This window comes from Microbacterium memoriense, assembly GCF_025398275.1.
In the GTDB taxonomy this organism is placed as follows: domain Bacteria; phylum Actinomycetota; class Actinomycetes; order Actinomycetales; family Microbacteriaceae; genus Microbacterium; species Microbacterium memoriense.
On sequence record NZ_JAODOR010000006.1, the window covers coordinates 19259 to 37544 of the forward strand.

At 66.9% G+C, this 18286-nt stretch carries 20 protein-coding genes; 13 read left to right on the forward strand and 7 right to left on the reverse strand.

Going from position 1 to position 18286, the window contains the following annotated elements; all coding sequences use genetic code 11:
- Nucleotides 1-28: 28 nt before the first annotated feature.
- From N4R40_RS05615 to N4R40_RS05630, 4 genes are all read left to right on the forward strand, one after another.
- Complete coding sequence (locus N4R40_RS05615) at nucleotides 29-298, forward strand: peptidase (protein ID WP_261606471.1); 270 nt, start codon at nucleotides 29-31, stop codon at nucleotides 296-298.
- A gap of 29 nt (nucleotides 299-327) precedes the next feature.
- Complete coding sequence (locus N4R40_RS05620) at nucleotides 328-1260, forward strand: phosphodiesterase (RefSeq protein WP_261606391.1); 933 nt, start codon at nucleotides 328-330, stop codon at nucleotides 1258-1260.
- Nucleotides 1261-1380: 120 nt separating this feature from the next.
- The gene (locus tag N4R40_RS05625) at nucleotides 1381-2838 is read left to right on the forward strand and encodes an aspartate ammonia-lyase (protein ID WP_261606392.1); all 1458 of its coding nucleotides are present in this window, start codon (nucleotides 1381-1383) and stop codon (nucleotides 2836-2838) included.
- An 87-nt stretch (nucleotides 2839-2925) separates the two neighbouring features.
- Nucleotides 2926-3483 carry a DUF4190 domain-containing protein gene (locus tag N4R40_RS05630; RefSeq protein WP_261606393.1) on the forward strand — a complete coding sequence of 186 codons (558 nt, stop codon included), beginning with the start codon at nucleotides 2926-2928 and terminating at the stop codon, nucleotides 3481-3483.
- A gap of 4 nt (nucleotides 3484-3487) precedes the next feature.
- Here the strand turns inward: N4R40_RS05630 and N4R40_RS05635 are convergent, their stop codons facing one another.
- Nucleotides 3488-4351 (reverse strand): fumarylacetoacetate hydrolase family protein, encoded by an 864-nt coding sequence (locus N4R40_RS05635; protein ID WP_261606394.1) that lies wholly within the window; start codon nucleotides 4349-4351, stop codon nucleotides 3488-3490.
- 154 nt (nucleotides 4352-4505) lie between these two features.
- On the opposite strand from N4R40_RS05635, the gene N4R40_RS05640 reads away from it, so the two are divergent.
- Together N4R40_RS05640 and N4R40_RS05645 are read left to right on the forward strand one after the other, a co-directional pair.
- Complete coding sequence (locus N4R40_RS05640; protein ID WP_261606395.1) at nucleotides 4506-4874, forward strand: FKBP-type peptidyl-prolyl cis-trans isomerase; 369 nt, start codon at nucleotides 4506-4508, stop codon at nucleotides 4872-4874.
- A 162-nt stretch (nucleotides 4875-5036) separates the two neighbouring features.
- The gene (locus N4R40_RS05645; protein ID WP_261606396.1) at nucleotides 5037-5597 is read left to right on the forward strand and encodes a YceI family protein; all 561 of its coding nucleotides are present in this window, start codon (nucleotides 5037-5039) and stop codon (nucleotides 5595-5597) included.
- Here N4R40_RS05645 and N4R40_RS05650 read toward each other — a convergent pair.
- Nucleotides 5563-6573 (reverse strand): DMT family transporter, encoded by a 1011-nt coding sequence (locus N4R40_RS05650; RefSeq protein WP_261606397.1) that lies wholly within the window; start codon nucleotides 6571-6573, stop codon nucleotides 5563-5565. The genes N4R40_RS05645 and N4R40_RS05650 overlap by 35 nt on opposite strands.
- Before the next feature lie 391 nt (nucleotides 6574-6964).
- On the opposite strand from N4R40_RS05650, the gene rpsO reads away from it, so the two are divergent.
- Entirely contained in the window at nucleotides 6965-7234 is a 270-nt protein-coding gene (gene rpsO / locus N4R40_RS05655; protein ID WP_261606398.1) for a 30S ribosomal protein S15, read from the forward strand.
- 87 nt (nucleotides 7235-7321) lie between these two features.
- Here the strand turns inward: rpsO and N4R40_RS05660 are convergent, their stop codons facing one another.
- On the reverse strand, nucleotides 7322-8470 hold the full coding sequence (locus tag N4R40_RS05660) for an acyltransferase family protein (protein ID WP_261606399.1): 1149 nt from the start codon (nucleotides 8468-8470) through the stop codon (nucleotides 7322-7324).
- Between the two features lie 127 nt (nucleotides 8471-8597).
- Between N4R40_RS05660 and N4R40_RS05665 the strand changes: the two genes are divergently transcribed.
- The 3 genes from N4R40_RS05665 to N4R40_RS05675 all read left to right on the forward strand — a co-directional run bounded on the left by N4R40_RS05665 (nucleotide 8598) and on the right by N4R40_RS05675 (nucleotide 11704).
- The gene (locus N4R40_RS05665) at nucleotides 8598-9746 is read left to right on the forward strand and encodes a N(5)-(carboxyethyl)ornithine synthase (protein ID WP_261606400.1); all 1149 of its coding nucleotides are present in this window, start codon (nucleotides 8598-8600) and stop codon (nucleotides 9744-9746) included.
- Nucleotides 9747-9839: 93 nt separating this feature from the next.
- Nucleotides 9840-11045 carry an LLM class flavin-dependent oxidoreductase gene (locus N4R40_RS05670; RefSeq protein ID WP_261606472.1) on the forward strand — a complete coding sequence of 402 codons (1206 nt, stop codon included), beginning with the start codon at nucleotides 9840-9842 and terminating at the stop codon, nucleotides 11043-11045.
- Nucleotides 11042-11704, forward strand: a complete 663-nt coding sequence (locus N4R40_RS05675; protein WP_261606401.1) for a CE1759 family FMN reductase — start codon at nucleotides 11042-11044, stop codon at nucleotides 11702-11704. Before N4R40_RS05670 ends, N4R40_RS05675 begins: the two co-directional genes overlap by 4 nt.
- Nucleotides 11705-11722: 18 nt before the next feature.
- Here the strand turns inward: N4R40_RS05675 and N4R40_RS05680 are convergent, their stop codons facing one another.
- The 3 genes from N4R40_RS05680 to N4R40_RS05690 are packed head-to-tail and all read right to left on the reverse strand — an operon-like array spanning nucleotide 11723 to nucleotide 12809.
- Entirely contained in the window at nucleotides 11723-12442 is a 720-nt protein-coding gene (locus N4R40_RS05680; protein ID WP_261606402.1) for a gamma-glutamyl-gamma-aminobutyrate hydrolase family protein, read from the reverse strand.
- A 28-nt stretch (nucleotides 12443-12470) separates the two neighbouring features.
- Entirely contained in the window at nucleotides 12471-12605 is a 135-nt protein-coding gene (locus N4R40_RS05685) for a hypothetical protein (RefSeq protein ID WP_261606403.1), read from the reverse strand.
- Between the two features lie 27 nt (nucleotides 12606-12632).
- Nucleotides 12633-12809, reverse strand: a complete 177-nt coding sequence (locus tag N4R40_RS05690; RefSeq protein WP_261606404.1) for a DUF5302 domain-containing protein — start codon at nucleotides 12807-12809, stop codon at nucleotides 12633-12635.
- Nucleotides 12810-13120: 311 nt separating this feature from the next.
- Here N4R40_RS05690 and N4R40_RS05695 point away from each other — a divergent pair, with 311 nt between their 5' ends.
- From N4R40_RS05695 to N4R40_RS05705, 3 genes are all read left to right on the forward strand, one after another.
- Nucleotides 13121-15403: a polyribonucleotide nucleotidyltransferase gene (locus N4R40_RS05695; protein WP_261606405.1), complete on the forward strand. Its 2283-nt coding sequence runs from the start codon at nucleotides 13121-13123 to the stop codon at nucleotides 15401-15403.
- Between the two features lie 266 nt (nucleotides 15404-15669).
- The gene (locus N4R40_RS05700; protein ID WP_261606406.1) at nucleotides 15670-16701 is read left to right on the forward strand and encodes an aldo/keto reductase; all 1032 of its coding nucleotides are present in this window, start codon (nucleotides 15670-15672) and stop codon (nucleotides 16699-16701) included.
- 82 nt (nucleotides 16702-16783) lie between these two features.
- Nucleotides 16784-17383, forward strand: a complete 600-nt coding sequence (locus N4R40_RS05705) for a histidine phosphatase family protein (RefSeq protein WP_261606407.1) — start codon at nucleotides 16784-16786, stop codon at nucleotides 17381-17383.
- Between the two features lie 402 nt (nucleotides 17384-17785).
- Here N4R40_RS05705 and N4R40_RS05710 read toward each other — a convergent pair whose 3' ends face one another.
- Nucleotides 17786-18256, reverse strand: a complete 471-nt coding sequence (locus tag N4R40_RS05710) for a GNAT family N-acetyltransferase (protein ID WP_261606408.1) — start codon at nucleotides 18254-18256, stop codon at nucleotides 17786-17788.
- Nucleotides 18257-18286 lie beyond the last annotated feature (30 nt).

The window sequence follows — 18286 nt, forward strand, 5'->3', positions numbered from 1 at the left end:
GGTGTTCGCGGCGGCGCTCGCCGGCGCCATGGTCATCGTCGGCTTCTACGCGACGGGCTTGCGGCTGCTCGTCCGCGCGGGGCGCTCGCCGGTCGTCGCCCCGGCGGAGTTCACCGATGCGATCACCGTGATCACCGAGAAGGAAGCTCGTCGCGCAGCGAAAGCGTCCGCGAAAGCTGCGAAGAAGAGCCCGCTCACCGCGGGGCAGAAGCAGATCGCCCTGGTCGGTGCCTACGCGTCGTTCGCTGTCTGCGCACTTACCGTGCTCGGCGGATTGACGCTCATCGTCATCCACTGAGCGTCGGAGGACGGTTCTAGGCTGACCGCATGGTCGATACGCCCACCGATGCCGTCGCCGCGACACCCGTGCAGTTCGGGCGCTACGCCCCGGCGCAGCGCACGATCCTCCATCTGTCCGACACGCACCTGCTCGACGGTGGGCGCTTGCTCGGCGGACGCTATGACACCGCGGCGAACCTTGCGCGCACGCTCGGTGCGCTCGAGCGGCTGAGTATCCGGCCGGACGCGATCGTGTTCACGGGTGATCTCACCGACCTCGGCGAACCCGGGGCGTATACGGCCCTCCGGGCGGCCGTCGAGCCGGTCGCGGCGCGGCTGGGCGCCCCGGTGATCTGGGTGGCGGGCAACCACGACGAGCGCTCCGCGCTGCGCGCGGGATTGCTCGATGCGCCGCCGACCGATGAGCCGGTCATGGGCGTGTGGGATCTCGGCGGTCTCCGCCTGGTCGCACTGGATTCCACGGTCCCGGGCTGGCATCACGGCGATCTCGACCCGGCTCAGCTCGACTGGCTGCGCGCGGTCCTGTCCGAGCCCGCGCCTCTCGGGACGATCCTCGCGCTGCATCACCCCCCGCTTCCCAGCCACATCCCGTTCTTCGACATCCTCGAACTGCGGCATCAGGACGAATTCGCCGCGGGGATCGCGGGATCGGATGTCCGCGCGATCATCGCCGGCCACCTCCACTACTCCACGGCAGGCACGTTCGCGGGGATCCCCGTGAGTGTCGCCTCGGCCACCTGCTACACGATGAACCTGCAGCGGCCGCCCGCCGAGGTCAACGGGATGGATGCCGGGCAGTCCTTCCATCTCGTCCACGTGTACGACGACACCATCACGCATGCCGTGGTGCCGGTGGTCGAGGAGGCGACCGCCGACTACTTCTCGGCGGAGTGGATCGAACGGATGGCCGCGCTCAGCCCTCAGGAGCGGCTGGAGGCCTTCTCGCGAAAACCGGTCTAGCACCCACCGCGGCGTATGGCGGGCAGTCGCGGATATACACACCGTCTATCGGCTCGTGCCGGGTGCGCGGCTAGGCTCGACAGCATCCGATCCGCAGACGTGACCCACAAGGACACCACCATGGCACTGGACGCAACGACGCGTACCGAAACAGATTCCCTCGGCTCCCTCGAGATCCCCGCCGATGCCTATTGGGGCATCCACACCGCGCGGGCGCTGGAGAACTTCCCGATCTCGATGCGGCCGATCTCGGTCTACCGCGATCTCGTGAAGGCTCTCGCGATGGTCAAGCAGGCATCCGCCCGAGCCAACCTCGAGATCGGGGTCCTCGACGCCGACAAGGCCGATCTGATCGACCGGGCGGCGCAACGGGTCATCGATGGGGAGTTCCACGACCAGTTCGTCGTCGGCGTCGTCCAGGGGGGCGCCGGCACATCCACGAACATGAACGCGAACGAGGTCATCACCAATATCGCGCTCGAGATGGCCGGCCGCCCGAAGGGCGACTACGCGTTCCTCTCGCCGATCGACCACACCAACCGTTCGCAGTCGACCAACGACGTCTACCCGACGGCCGTCAAGGTCGGACTGAGCCTCGACCTCAAATCGCTCCTCGAAGAGCTCGACCTGTTGCGTCGGTCCTTCCTCGCCAAGGCGGTGGAGTTCCACGACATCCTGAAGATCGGCCGCACGCAACTTCAGGATGCCGTCCCCATGACCCTCGGTCAGGAGTTCCACGGGTTTGCGACCACCCTCGGGTACGACCATCAGAGACTCACCGAGAACGCGAATCTGCTGTACGAGATCAATATGGGAGCGACCGCGATCGGCACCGGCATCACGACGCATCCCGCGTACGCCACGGCGGTGCTGCGACACCTGCGCGAGATCACCGGGCTCGATCTCGCGACCGCCGACGACCTCGTCGAAGCCACCAGCGACACCGGATCGTTCATGTCGTTCTCCTCGACCCTCAAGCGCAACGCGATCAAGCTGTCGAAGATCGCCAACGACCTGCGCCTGCTTTCGAGCGGTCCGCAGGCCGGATTCGGCGAGATCAACCTCCCCGCACGCCAGGCGGGATCCAGCATCATGCCTGGCAAGGTCAACCCGGTCGTCCCGGAGGTCGTCAATCAGGTGGCATTCGCGGTAGCCGGTGCCGATCTGACCGTCACGATGGCCGTCGAGGGCGGGCAACTTCAGCTCAACGCGTTCGAGCCGATCATCGCGCACTCCATCTTCCAGTCGATCACCTGGATGCGGCGGGCCATGCGCACGTTCCGGGTGAACTGCGTCGACGGGATCACCGCGAACCGTGAACGGCTCGGCGCCATGGTCGGCTCATCGGTGGGAGTCGTGACGGCGCTCACCCCCTTCCTCGGGTACGCCGCGTCGGCGGCTCTCGCCAAGACGGCCCTGCTCACTCATCGCAACGTCGGCGACCTCGTGGTGGAGGCAGGGCTCATGTCGCGCGAAGACGTCGACAAGCAGCTCTCGCCGGCACGGTTGTCGGGTCTCGAGGCGATCACGCAGGCGATTCCGATCATCCAGCCTGTCGAGAATCTCGTCGAAGGCTAACGGCGCGGTTGCTGGTGTCCGCGGCGCGGTCCGGCTAGCGTCGGAGGGCAGCGCGACGAGCGTTCGCCCATCGACACGGAGGCTCTCATGACCGATCCGAACCACCCCGCTCCCGACGCGCAGCCGCCGGTGGAGCCGCCCGTCTACACGGCTCCCGCCGCAGACCCGACGTACGCACCGCCCGCACCGCCCGCCGCACCGCAGGCTCCTGCGTACGGTGAGTATGCCGCGGCGCCGCCCTCCGCGCCTGCCTACGCCGACAACGGCTACGCTGCGGCTCCCGCCTACTCGGCCGGGTACCCGGCCGCGCCCACGCCCGGCCGCACGATGGGCATCGTCGCCCTCGTCCTCGCGATCGTGCCGATCGGCCTGCAGCTCGTCGGTCTCATCCTCGGCATCGTCGCGCTCGTCCAGAGTCGCAAGGCGGGGCAGAAGAACGGCATCGCGCTGGCAGCGATCATCGTCAGTTCGGTGTTGATCGTGCTCGGCATCATCGCGACGATCGCGGTCGTCGCGTGGTTCGCAACGCAGGGCACCGATCTCGTGAACCAGGTCACCCAGTGCCAGGCTGACCCGTCGGGTTCGGTCGTCTTCAACGGTGTGACCATCAGCTGCCAGGAGCTCCTGGAGCAGTCGAACCGCTGAGACCTCAGTCGAGGATGCGGCAGTGCGTCGTGAGGCTGCCGATTCCATCGACGCCGACTGTGACGGTCGAGCGATCGCGGAGGAAGATCTGGGGGTCGCGGGAGTACCCCGCGCCCCCCGGACTTCCGGTGGAGATGAGCGTCCCCGGGAGCATCGTCGCCGAGCGCGAGAGGTGCGAGATGAGGGTCGCAACCGAGCGCACCATCTGCCCGGTGGAGGCATCCTGAACGGTCTGCCCGTCCACGACGGCCCAGATGTGCAGATCCTGCGGGTCGTCGATCTCGTCGGCGGTGACGACGAACGGCCCATTCGGGGTGAAGCCGTCGAACGACTTGCAGCGTGACCACTGGGCCTCGGAGAACTGGATGTCGCGCGCGGTGATGTCGTTGACGACCGTGTACCCCCACACGTGCGACAGCGCGTCTGCCTCGCTGACATCCTTGGCCGCACGCCCCATCACGACTCCGAGCTCGGATTCGTAGTCGATCGACTCGCTGAGGCTCCGCGGCCAGGTGGTTGTGTTCTCGTGTGCCGCGAGAGAGTTCGGCCAGAGCACGAAGACCGTCGGCGCCGAGTCCGTTTTGAGCCCCAGTTCGCTGGAGTGCGCCGCGTAGTTCAACCCGATCGCGAGAACGACCGGAGGCGCGTCGACAGCCGGGCCGAAGCGAAGGCCCTCCACGGGGATGCCGGCAACCTCGGTGGCTGCCTTCTCGACGCGGCGGCGCAGGTCGTCGCCGCCGTCGATGAGCTGCTGTAATCGGCTCGGTGCTCCGGCGAACAGCGGGGCGACCAGGACGGCTTCGTCGCTGCGCACGACCGCCAGCTGGTGATCCGAATCCCCGGGGACGATCACATGAGCCACACGCATCCCGCCAGACTACGCGAGCGAAAAGACTCAGCGCCCGGTGCCGCGGCGATGCCTGCGTGTCTCCCGGGCGCTGAGTTGGCCTGGTTCATTCTCTGCGCGCCCTGGAGACCCTGTCAAGGGTGCCCCGCGCGGCGTCTCGTGCTTGGATGGAGGTATGACTGATGACCGCACCAAGCCTGAATTCGACGCTCCCGCCGGCCCTGCGCCCACCGCGCTCGTCATCCGCGACCTGATCGTCGGAGACGGGGCCGAGGCCAAGCCCGGCGACACCGTCACCGTTCACTACGCCGGTGTCGAGTACGACTCCGGCGAAGAGTTCGACTCGTCGTGGGGACGCGGAGAGTCCATCCAGTTCCCGCTGCGCGGCCTCATCCAGGGGTGGCAGGACGGTATTCCGGGGATGAAGGTCGGCGGACGCCGTGAACTCGTCATCCCGCCGCACCTGGCCTACGGCCCGGCCGGTGGACACTTCCTCGGCGGAAAGACACTGATCTTCATCATCGATCTGCTCCAGGTCGGCTGACCCGACCAGAACCCGAAGAAGCGGATGCCGGACGTCGTCCGGTCATCCGCTTCTTCGCGTCCGGACGTCGTTCACAAGAATTTTTCCATTCGAGGGAATGGAATCCGTGCGCGCGCGTTACACCCCAGCAGTACTTCCCCGTCACTTTCCGAAAGGGCCACCATGACCAACTCCACGCTTCTCGAGATCCCCGGCTACAAGGCCGGTACCTGGGTGCTGGACCCCGCTCACAGCGAGGTCACCTTCTCCGTCCGTCACATGATGATCTCGAAGGTGCGCGGCTCCTTCGGCCTGAAGAGCGCGACGATCGTCGCACCCGAAAACCCCCTCGAGGCGAGCGTGACGGCATCGGCCGAGACCGCATCCATCAACACCAAGGATGAGGGACGCGACACGCACCTCCGCTCCGCCGACTTCTTCGACGTCGAGCAGTACCCGACGATCGATTTCGTCTCGACCGGCGTCCGCGTCTCGGGCGGCGACTTCCTCGTCGACGGTGACCTGACGATGCACGGCGTCACCCAGCCCGTCACCTTCGAGGTCGAGTTCGGCGGCTTCGGCACCGACCCGTGGGGCAACTACAAGGCCGGCGCGACCGCCAAGACGGTCGTCAACCGTGAAGACTTCGGCCTCACCTGGAACGCCGCACTCGAGACCGGTGGCGTTCTCGTCGGCAAGGACGTGACCATCACGCTCGACCTGCAGGGCTCCGTCCAGGCGTGACCTGACGATTCGACGCGGGGGTGGATGCTGCGGCATCCGCCCCCGCTTTCGTGCGCGCGCCGAACCGCAGACGGTCCTGTGCGAGCAGAATGCCGAGGAAAACGATCACGGCACCGATGGGTTCATTCCACGTGAGCGTCTCGCCCAGGATCACGACGCCGAGAAGCACACCGACGACCGGGGTGATGTAGGTCACGGTCGATGCGCGGGTCGGCCCCCACGCGCGCAACGTGTTCTGGTTCCAGATGTACGCGACGCCGGTGCCCAGGCAACCCAGGAGCACGACGCTTCCCACGATCCACGGATCGAGCCGCACCGGCGAGAGCACCAGTACCGGGGTGAGGAGCAGCATGATCGCTGCGCCGAGACCGATGTTGAGGAATGAGAACACCAGCGCACTCATCCCGGTGTTCGAGACGAATCGGCGCATGTACGCGAGGCTGAAGCCGTAGCAGGCGGTGGCGCCGAGGATTGCGAGTTGTGCCACCACGCTCTGCGAGAGGTCCCATCCCTGCCACGGGGCGATGATCACCATCACCCCGAGAATCCCGACGAGGATGCCGGCGATCTGCATCGGCTTCAACTTCTCGACCCGGAACACCGCCCATGCCATGAGCGCTGTCATGATCGGCGTCGTCGCGTTGTAGATGCTCGCGAGGCCGCTCGTCACGTGCTGCTGCGCCCACGAGAACAGCAGGAAGGGGACGACGCAGAACGACACGGCCAGCACGCTCATGTGAATCCAGACGACGAGACGGCGGGGGAGCCGGTCGCGGCGCAGCACAACGAAGATCCCGAGCGTGAGCGCGCCGAGGATCAGGCGCGACCAGGCGACCTGGGCGGGGGAAATGCCGGTCAGCGCGACCTTCATGAACAGGAAGCTCGACCCCCAGACGATTCCGCACAGGACGAACTGGACGGCGATCGACAGTGGCGAGCCGGTCACGGCGTCGCGGGTCGGGGAAGAGGTGTTCACGCGCCGACTCTATGGCGCTTCGCCGTCGCCCGATGCCCGTGCCGAACGCGACGACCGAAAACCGCCGGTGTCCGGCAGTCCGGCTACGGCGCCGCATGCTCGGCGTCGTACGAGCGGAATCGTGGGCTGAGGCGCACGAGTGTCGCCGTCAGGGCCACGATGATCATCCCGCCCAGCGCGGGGGAACCACAGCGCCGTGCTCCACACGCGGGCGAATGCCGGGCTGGCCGAGAAGGGTCGCAGATCGATGAAGGTATCGCGACTCAGGCGGGGCGTCGTTCGAGCCTCTGGGCTGGTAGACTCTCCAGGTTGCCGTTGGATCGGCCGCGGATAAAGAGAGCCCCCACATCAGGTGTCGGGCGCCGCGCAACAAAGAGGAAGGGGATCACCTATGGCACTGGAAGCAGACGTCAAGAAGGCGATCATCGAAGAGTACGCGACGCACCCCGGTGACACCGGATCCCCCGAGGTGCAGGTCGCGATGCTGACGCAGCGTATCAAGGACCTCACCGAGCACCTCAAGGAGCACAAGCACGACCACCACTCGCGTCGTGGTCTGTTCCTCATGGTCGGCCAGCGGCGTCGCCTGTTGGGTTACCTCCAGGACATCGACATCACGCGCTACCGTTCGCTCATCGAGCGTCTGGGCCTGCGTCGCTGAGCATCAGCGTCTAGCGTTCAATCGCGCAGAACATTCTTGAGAGAGCCGCCCTACGGTGTAGGGCGGCTCTCGTCGTTCCCGCCCGGATCAGCCGGGTGGGAACGGGCGCGGGGATTCGCGCGGGCGACGGGATCCGGTGGGGTCGTTGCGGTGGCCTTCGCGGCCGGCGAGAGTCGGGTCGTCGAAGAGCCACGCCGGACGCGGTTCGATCAGCGGCCGCAAGATGCGGCGCACCGGCGCCGTCGCGAGCGCCAGCGCGATCAGCACCGACAAGACGATGACCGCCGGCAACCACAGCCAGGTGGGCTCGGCGTCGCGGAGGATGCCTGTTTCACGGAACGGGTACAGGACGAACGAGTGCAACAGGTAGACGTACATCGTGTACTGGCCGAGGTGCGTCCACCGGTGCTGGCCCCGCGGCACGAGGGCCAGGAAGGCGACGCTCAGCGCGAGCGCGATCACGATGAGACCGAGACGCACACCGCCCGCCCACCACTCGGTGCCGCCGAGCGCGGCGTAGCCGGCGTCGTAGAAGAGCCATTCGCGGAGGTTCACCGCGCGCCACACGTCGACGAAGAACCAGGCGACGAAGCCGGCGACGGCGAACGTGCCGAGCGCCGCGATGCGCACCCACCACCGTTGGCGGCGCAGCAGGTCGAGTTTCTCCAGGATGCTGTGATGGCGCAGCCACCATCCGAGCGTGAAGAAGGGGAGTAGTCCCAGCGTGCGCGAAAGCGACAGGGTTGAGTCGATGTTCGGCCAGTAGCCGACCAGGATCGAGATCCCGACCGTCCAGACGAGAGGCCAGCGAAGGAGGGCGAGGTAGGGAAGGACCAGCCGGAAGATCGCCAGTGCCAGCAAGAACCAGAGCGTCCACGACGGTTGGGTGGGATTCGGATTGGCCTGGCCTTCCACGATCCACTTCGTGAGAGTCCAGAGGCCTTCGAAGATCACGTAGGGCACGACGATGTCGGTGAGCACGCGCGCCATCTGGCGGCGGTTCGGGGAGTCCGACTTGGAGAAGTATCCCGAGATGATCGCGAACGCGGGCATGTGGAATGCGTAGACGAGCAGGTACAGCGCCAGGGCGAAATCACTGTCGTACGTGAGGCGCTGGGTCGCGTGGCCGAGGACCACGAGCACGATGCAGGCGAACCGCGCGTTGTCCCACAGCGGTACGCGGCGACGCGGGCGGGTGATCGCGCCGGTGCTCGTGCCGACCGCGCCAGTCGTCATGTCGCTCCGTCTGTCTGGGGAGGTCTCAGCCTACCGAGCCTGCGCCGGCGTGGGTTCGGCGCCCCGGCGGCGTGTAGCGTCGGGTCTCCCGCGGGTGATCGCACTCCGGCACAGGAATCGAGGAACGATGACCGCCGCAGAGCTGACCCTCGGAGTGATCGGGACATCCCGAAAGCCCGACGAACGACGCGTGCCGATCCACCCCGGTCATCTCGAGCGGATCCCCGCAGATCTCCGGGCTCGGATGATTCTGGAGGAAGGGTACGGTGAGCGGTTCGGGGTGTCCGATGACGACCTGCGTGTGCTCGTCGGAGAGCTCGCGCCGCGCGCGGCCGTGCTCGCCGCCGCCGAGGTGGTGCTCCTCCCCAAGCCGCAGCACGCGGATCTCCTCGAGATGCGTGACGGCCAAACCTTGTGGGGCTGGCCGCATCTGGTCCAGGATGCCCGCATGACGCAGCTCGCGATCGACAAGCGACTGACGGTCATCGCATTCGAAGCCATGCAGCTCTGGGGCCCGGATGGGTCGTTCGGATTGCACGTCTTCCACATCAACAACGAGATCGCCGGGTACGCCTCGGTGTTGCACGCCTTGCAGTTGTGCGGCACTACGGGCGATTACGGTCGGCGCCTCACGGCGACCGTGATCGGTTTCGGCGCGACGGCGCGCGGCGCGGTCACGGCGCTGCGTGCCCACGGGGTGCATGACATCCGCGTTCTGACCAATCGCCGCACCGCCGCGGTCGCCGCGCCCATCCACGCTGCGCAGATGATCCAGTTCGACCATGACGACGGCCCGTACCTCAGCGAGGTCATCACGGATGATGGGCGGGTGGATCTCGCGCCCTTCCTGGCCGAGACCGACATCGTCGTCAACTGCACGCTGCAGGATCCGAACCGGCCGCTTTTGTATCTGCGCGAATCCGACCTCGGCGCTTTCCGGCCGGGGAGTCTGATCGTCGACGTGTCGTGCGATGAAGGCATGGCCTTCGAATGGGCCCGTCCGACGAGCTTTACCGACCCGATGTTCACCGTCGGGGGCACGATCGACTACTACGGCGTCGATCACAGTCCGTCCTACCTCTGGAACTCCGCGAGTTGGGAAATCAGTGAGGCGCTCCGCAGGTTCGTGCCGATCGTGATGGCCGGCCCCGCGGCGTGGGCGTCGAGCGAGACGATTCGGCGTGCGATCGAGATTCGCGACGGAGTGGTCGAGAATGGGGCGATCCTCGACTTCCAGAACCGCGGCGTCGACTACCCGCATCCGCTCAGCGACTGACGGGGAATATTCGGCCGAGCACGACGCTTGAGTAGGGTGTATGCAAATGCATGGAAAAGGCGAGGGGACATCGTGAACGAGATCACGCATCAGATGCACTTCGGCATCTTCACTGTCAGCGACATCACCGAGGACCCGACCACCGGGCGGACTCCGAGCGAGGCGGAGCGCATTCGGGCGACGGTCCAGATCGCGAAGCATGCCGAAGACGTCGGCCTCGACGTCTTCGCGCTCGGCGAACACCACAATCCGCCGTTCTGGTCGTCCTCTCCGACGACGACGCTGGCCTACATCGCTGCCCAGACCGAGCACCTCGTGCTGTCGACGGCAACGACGCTCATCACGACGAACGACCCCGTGAAGATCGCCGAGGATTACGCGATGCTCCAGCACCTGTCGGGCGGCCGCATGGACCTCATGCTCGGGCGGGGCAACACCGGCCCGGTCTACCCGTGGTTCGGCAAGGATATCCGCCAGGGTCTGCCGCTCTCGATCGAGAACTACGCACTCCTGCAGAAGCTCTGGCAGGAGGATGTCGTCGACTGGGAGGGGAAGTTCCGCACACCGTTGCAGGGCTTCACCTCGACGCCCCGCCCGCTCGACGGCATCGCGCCGTTCGTCTGGCACGGCTCGATCCGTACGCCCGAAATCGCCGAGCAGGCGGCCTTCTACGGTGACGGCTTCTTCGCGAACAACATCTTCTGGCCCGCGGAGCACTATCAGCGCCTGATCGGCCTCTACCGTCAGCGCTGGGAGCACTACGGTCACGGCGCGCCCGAGACGGCGATCGTCGGTCTCGGCGGCCAGGCGTTCATGGCCAAGAACTCGCAGGATGCCGTGACACAATTCCGGCCGTACTTCGACAACGCGCCGGTCTACGGGCACGGACCGTCGCTCGAGGACTTCTCCGAGATGACCCCGTTGACCGTGGGTTCGCCGCAGCAGGTGATCGACCGCTACGCGGGGATGCGTGAGCTCTACGGCGACTACCAGCGCCAATTGTTCCTGATGGACCACGCGGGTCTGCCGCTGAAGACGGTGCTCGAGCAGCTCGATCTGCTCGGCGGCGAAGTCGTGCCCGTTCTCCGCAAGGAATTCGCGAAGGATCGCCCGGCGGCAGTCCCCGACGCTCCGACACACGCTGCGCGCGTGGCGGCGACGTACGGCGACGGCCCGGCCCGGCAGGCCACCCCGCGTGCGAACCGCGGCGACAATCTCAGCGGCCCGTCGCCCTACGCCGATATCCCGACACCGGCCGGCGCCGCGTTCGGCGCCGCAGCGACCGGCGGTGCGCGATGACCGCGCGCCGGATCGCGGTCATCTCGGCGGGCTTGTCCAATCCGTCGTCGACCCGGATGCTGGCCGACCGCCTGGCCGCCGCCACTCTGGCGCGGCTGGCGGAAGACGCCATCGAGGCGACGGTCGACACGGTGGAGCTTCGCGACCTCGCGCACGACATCACGAACAATCTGCTGACCGGATTCGCCCCACCCGCACTCGAGTCGGCCATCAACACGGTGGTCTCCGCTGACGCGCTGATCGCGGTGACGCCGATTTTCTCGACGAGCTACTCGGGACTGTTCAAGTCGTTCATCGACGTGCTCGATCCCGATGCTCTCACCGGAATGCCGGTCCTGCTGGGCGCGAACGCCGGCACCGCACGGCACTCCCTGGCCGTGGACTACGCGATCCGGCCGCTGTTCACCTATCTCCACGCCGAGCCCGTGCCCACCGGGGTCTTCGCGGCATCCAGTGACTGGGGGAGCGCAGCCGACGAGGTCGCGCCGCTCAGCGCGCGCGTCGAGCGCGGTGCTCGTGAGCTCGCGGCGGCGATCGCGCAACGTGACCCGGCCGTCGGCGGCGACCCGCTCGACCCGGCAAACTACCTCGACAACTTCACCCGGATGCTGGGGTCCTCCGGAGGCGGCCACCTCCTCGGGGGCCTTGCGGGCGAGTAGCCGCGTCAGTCTGCACTCTCAGCGCGAGCGGAGGGCAGGCGAGCGCACCATGTCGGCGAATGCGGCGAAGGGTGCTGATGCCAAGTCCGGGGGTGTGCCTTCGGCCTCGGGATGCCATTGGACGGCGATGATCGGCGCATCCACGTGCTCGATGGCCTCGATCACGCCGTCGTGCGCGACCGCCGTCGCCACGAGACCGTCACCCAGTTGCCCGATCGCCTGGTGGTGGCCGGACGCGACGGCGATCTCATCGGCGTCGATCTCCGCGCGCAGGCGTGAGTCGGCCGCCACCTGCACCGGGTGCCAGGTCCACTCCAGGCAGCCGCACCCGTCGGAACCCGGAGTGTGGCGGACGGAGCCCGCCGGAAGGTCTTCGATGAGCGTGCCGCCGAAAGCGACGTTGAGTACCTGGAGGCCGCGACAGACACCGAGGATCGGGATGCCGAGGGCGTGCGCCGCGAGCGCGATCTCGAGGTCGAGGCTGTCTTGCGCCGGATTGACGTCGTAACACGGCGCAGCGGCGTCGCCGCCGTAGCGCGCCGGGTCGACGTCTCCGCCGCCCGGGAGCACGAGCCCATCGAAACCGGTCAGATCGGCGTCGCGCACCACGACGACATCGAGGTCTTCGGCGCGGACCAGCGCCGCGACATCGTCGAAGATCGCGTTGGCGAGACCGACGCGGGCATCCGCGCCGTCCGGGTCGGAGAGGCGCGCGGGCATGGCGATTCGAGGAGGCATGCTCCCATCATCGTGCGTCGGCGCGGGCTCAGCCCTCGATGCCGCTCTCGAACTGTTCGACTTCGAAAGCCAGCTGGCGCTGGATCTCGAGCTTCGCCGCCTCATCCATCTCGGTGCCCTCTTCGGGCTCGGGGCTCGTTGCCCGTCCGGCTGCATCGCTCATGGTGGTGGCGTCTCCTTTCGTGCGGGCTCAGCCGCTCTTGCGGCGGAACTCTCGACGGGTCACGGCGCCGTGCGCGCCCTGAATCGCGGACTCGCCGTCGAGGTGCGCTTCGCCGTTGCGGTGCTGGGCGTTCTTCTTGTCGAGCGCTTCCTTGAACTTGCGCTTCATCTCGTCCGAGGCCGAGGTGTTCTCTTCAGTGCTCATGTCGCAAGGATACGCGGTCGGGAGATCCGCAGGTCAGAGGCCGACTGGTAGGCTTGTGCGGGTTGCCTCCACGGCATCCACAACTACACACCGAGCTCATCTGAGCTCATGGAGCAGGCCGGCAGAAAGCTGGTCTCCTGTGGTGGGTTCCCATTCGATGTCGGCGAATGGTGGCTTTTCACTGGTGACCAGCGCAAGCGGACTTCGCGGAGTACCTCCGCGCGCTCATAACTGTCTGTTCCTGCTTCTTCGCAGGAACCTCGGCCGCCACACGGGCGGACACCGAGGCTAAACAAAGAAGGAGTGACCTCTTGGAAGGTCCTGAAATCACCGCCGCCGAAGCCGTCCTCGACAACGGCCGCTTCGGTACCCGCACTGTCCGGTTCGAAACCGGCCGACTCGCGCAGCAGGCACAGGGTGCCGTCGCCGCGTACCTCGACGAGGAGACGATGCTCCTCTCGGCCACCAGCGCCGGAAAGCACCCGCGTGAAGGCTTCGACTTCTTCCCGCTGACCGTCGACGTCGAAGAGCGTTCGTATGCCGCGGGCAAGATCCCCGGTTCGTTCTTCCGCCGTGAGGGCCGTCCCTCCACCGAGGCGATCCTCGTCTGCCGTCTGATCGACCGCCCGCTGCGCCCGTCGTTCGTCGCCGGCCTCCGCAACGAGGTCCAGATCGTCATCACCGTGCTCTCCATCGCACCGGGCGAGTTCTACGACGCGCTCGCGATCAACGCCGCATCGCTGTCGACGCAGATCTCCGGTCTGCCGTTCTCCGGCCCGATCGCCGGTGTGCGCCTCGCGCTCATCCCCGGCCAGGGCGAGAACGCCGACCAGTGGGTCGCGTTCCCGACCGTCACCCAGCTCGAAGACGCCGTCTTCGACCTGATCGTCGCGGGACGCGTGCTCGACGATGGTGACGTCGCGATCATGATGGTCGAAGCTGAAGCCACCGAGCACAGCTGGAACCTGATCAAGGCCGGTGCCGTCAAGCCGAGCGAAGAGATCGTCGCGCAGGGTCTGGAAGCATCCAAGCCCTTCATCAAGCAGCTCGTCGAGGCGCAGAGCGCCGTGGCACGGACCGCTGCCAAGGAGATCCAGGACTACCCGGTCTTCCCGCCGTACGCGCAGCAGACCTACGACTTCGTCGCCGGTCGCGCGTACGACAAGCTCGTGCCGGTCTACCAGATCGCCGACAAGGTCGAGCGTCAGAACGCCGACGACGCGATCAAGGACGCCGTCAAGGCTGAACTGCTCGCCGCCGTCGAGTCGGGCGAGCTGCCCGCCGTCGCGACTCTGGAGTTCTCCGCCGCGTACAAGTCGGTCACCAAGACCATCGTCCGCGGCCGGATCCTCTCCGAGGGTGTCCGTATCGACGGTCGCGGTCTGGCGGACATCCGTCCGCTGGATGCCGAGGTCCAGGTCATCCCGCGCGTGCATGGCTCGGCGATCTTCCAGCGGGGCGAGACTCAGATCCTGGGTGTCACGACGCTGAACATGCTCAAGATGGAGCAGCAGATCGACTCGCTGTCGCCCGTGACGCACAAGCGCTACATGCACCACTACAACTTCCCGCCGTACTCGACCGGTGAGACCGGCCGAGTCGGTTCGCCGAAGCGTCGCGAGATCGGGCACGGCTTCCTGGCCGAGCGCGCACTCGTGCCGGTGCTGCCGAGCCGCGAAGAGTTCCCCTACGCGATCCGTCAGGTGTCCGAGGCTCTCGGCTCCAACGGTTCGACGTCGATGGGCTCGGTCTGCGCCTCGACGCTGTCGCTGCTGAACGCGGGTGTGCCGCTGCGCGCTCCCGTCGCCGGTATCGCGATGGGCCTCGTCTCCGACCAGGTCGACGGCCAGACGCGCTACGCCGCGCTGACCGACATCCTGGGCGCCGAGGACGCGCTCGGCGACATGGACTTCAAGGTCGCCGGTACGAGCGAGTTCGTCACGGCGATCCAGCTCGACACCAAGCTCGACGGCATCCCGACGGCGGTGCTCACCGCGGCGCTCACGCAGGCCAAGGAAGCACGCCTGACGATCCTGAACGTCCTCAATGCCGCGATCGATGGTCCGGACGAGATGGCGCCGACGGCTCCGCGCGTGATCAGCGTGCAGATCCCCGTCGACAAGATCGGTGAGCTCATCGGGCCCAAGGGCAAGACGATCAACTCGATCCAGGACGAGACCGGCGCGCAGATCTCCATCGAGGAGGACGGCACCGTCTACATCGGCGCGACCGATGGTCCTTCCGCCGAGGCGGCCCGTGCGCAGGTCAACGCGATCGCGAACCCCACCAACCCGGAGGTCGGCGAACAGTTCCTCGGAACCGTCGTCAAGCTCGCGGCATTCGGTGCGTTCGTCTCGCTCCTGCCCGGCAAGGACGGCCTCCTTCACATCAGCGAGGTGCGCAAGCTCGCCGGTGGCAAGCGCGTCGAGAACGTCGATGACGTGCTCTCGGTCGGCCAGAAGATCCTCGTGAAGATCACGAAGATCGACGACCGCGGCAAGCTGTCGCTCGAGCCCGTGCTCGAGGAAGCTGCCGACCAGGAAGGCTCGGCTGCGGCCAGCGAGGGTCCCGGAGACGCTCCCGCCGAAGGCTGAACAGCCTCGTCAGGCTCAGGAATCATCTGAGACTGCGGATGCCCGCTTCCTCCCGTTTCGGAGGGGCGGGCATCCGTGCGTTCACCCGTGTCCCCCCAATGGGGGACAAGAACGCGGCCTGACCTGCCATTGACCCAAAGCGTTATGGAATGTTTACCGCGTGTTCGGGTCAATGCACGTCTGTGTCCCCACCCTGCTCTACCCTCGGAATTACGCATCGGGGGGTGTTCAGAAATGCCACATTCCTCAGCATCAAGGGGTGTGGAATGGGATTCTTCGGCGTCGGGACGTCAGCCCCCGCAGAGCGCGCGGAACTCGCGTCCGATGCGGTCCACCCCTCGGCCCCCATCCCGGTGCAGGGAGCGCCTCTCGGCGCCGGAATCCGTGTGCCGCTGGGTGAGACCGGACTCGAGGTCTTCCCGCTCATCCTGGGCGCAGCCGAGTTCGGCTGGCACGTCGACTCGGGCGCGGCCCACGCGATCCTCGACGTGTACCGCAGCCGCGGGGGCAACGCGATCCACACGTCCGACGGCTATTCGGCCGGCCGCAGCGAACACATCGTCGGGCAGTGGATGCAGACCCGTGGCGTGCGCGACGAGACCGTCGTCGCGGTACGCGTGGGGACCCACATGGATCACCCCGGGCTCGGGTCGGTCAACCTCATCCGCTCGGTCGAAGCATCCCTCACGCGGTTGCAGACCGACCGCATCGACGTGTTGTACCTCGATGCCGCCGCAGATTCGGTCACTGCTCTGGAGGACACCCTCGCGACGGCCGAGTGGCTCGTCGAAGCAGGAAAGGTGCGCGCGCTCGGTGGCCACGGTCACACGGCGGCACAGCTCGTCGAGGCGCGCATCCTCGCCTCCGCCGGGTACCCGCGCATCACGGTGCTGGATGTCCCCTACAACGTTCTGCGTCGTGACGAGTTCGACGGCGACCTGAAGCTCGTCGCCGGAGCGCAGGGGATCGCGGTGACCCCGTCGCAGGCTCTCGAGCACGGCTATCTCGCCGGAGCGCACCGGTCTCGTGCCGGAGTCGCGCTGTCTGTGCGCGGAACGCAGTTGGCTGCCGCCATGAACCGGCGCGGCACACGTACGCTCCGAGCCCTCGACAAGGTCGGGGCCGAGTTGTCCGTTCCGACGGCCGCCGTCGCCATCGCGTGGTTGCTGGCGCAGCGCGCCGTGGCAGCGCCGATCGTGAATGCCTACGCCGTCAGTCACATCGAGGAACTCGTCCAGGGTGTCGGCGCGCGGCTGAGTAGAGCACACCTCGCGGACATCGCGCGCGCCGCGCAGTAGCGCTGGGCTCTCCGTCGGGGGCCTGACGTAGGGTGGGAGGTACCCGCCCCCACACCCCCGGCTGCGACGAGACGAGCGTGACGTGACGCATTATCTGTACCTTGTGCGGCATGGGGAGCACCTCGATGCGGAGCACGGACTCGAGGATGGGCCGCTCTCGCCGCGCGGACGTCGACAGGCAGAACTCCTGTCCGACCGGTTGTCCGGTGTGGCGCTGGATGCCGTGTGGCATTCTCCGTTGGAGCGGGCGGCCGAAACGGCGCGCGCGGTGGCCGATCGCCTGCCCTCCGTCGATCCGCAACCGTCGCCGTTGCTGTTCGACTGCATCCCGACCGGGAAGACGCCGGATACGCCCGCAGTGTACGAGTCGTTCTTCGGGTCGTTCACCGAAGCCGACATCGCCGCCGGCAGCGCGCAGATGGCCGATGCCGTCTCGGAGTTCCTCGCTCGCAAGCCTGATTCCCACGAGCTCCTGATCACCCACAACTTCGTGATCGCGTGGTTCGTCCGCGAGGTGTTGGACGCACCGGAGTGGCGCTGGATGACGATCAACCAGGCGCACTGCGGACTCACGGTCCTCGCTCAGCGGACCGGTCGGCCGTGGACGCTCGTGTCGCACAACGACCTCGCCCACTTGCCGTTCGAGCTGCGGACGGGCCTTCCTGAACTCCCGCCGGTCTGACCTTCAGGCCAGGGACTTCCCGTACCAACGCGTCGCGTTCGCCTGTGGGTTATGCGGATTTTCAGCTAGGCGGGGATCGCGGCGACGAGTATCGCGGTGACCCATAGGCCCGATAGAGCCACAAGACCCAACGAGATGGCGATGGTTGCCGTTAGCCTTCGCACGCGGTTTGTGTCTTGACGCGCGAGGAGTACCCCCCATGTGCCAATGGCTATCGTGAGGGTTCCCAGGACTCCAACCGTGATCATCCCAGGGACGCCCGGAACACCCCACGACAGGATTGCGGCTACGCCCATGATCACGGCGACCAGGGGTATGCCTGTGATAAATCGAAAGCTCGAAGGAGCGGTAGTCATGGGACAGAAGCTATCTATATCGTACCGGTGGCGCAATAATCGCTGCTCAGAGAACCTTACGTAACCACACAGTCGCGTTCGGGTTGTCGTTGTACGGCTCGATCGCGGTGAAACCGCTGCGCGCGTACAGGCTGCCGGCCGCTTCCAGAGTGTGGTGGGTGTCGAGCACGAGGTCGACGGCATCCCACTCTTCCGCGCGGGCCTCGAGGCTTTCCAGCAGCGCCCGACCCCACCCGCGGCCGCGGGTCTCCGGTGCCAGATAGAGGTGCTTGACCTCATATCGGGCGCCGTCCGGCCCATCGGCGATTCGGCGGATGCCGCCGCATCCGACGTCGTGACCCTCGTCGTCGACGGCGATCAGGAAGACACCAGCGGGCGGATCGAAGACGGACGCATCCGGAAACACCGGCTGGTAGGTCTGCCCCTTCGGGAACGCTTCACCGCGCATCTCGAAGTACTCCGCGAGCAGTGCGCGGGCGCGGGGGTCATCGGCGGGGATCGACAGCAGGCTCACCATGCGATCGAGCGTAACGCGAGGCGCCCGCCG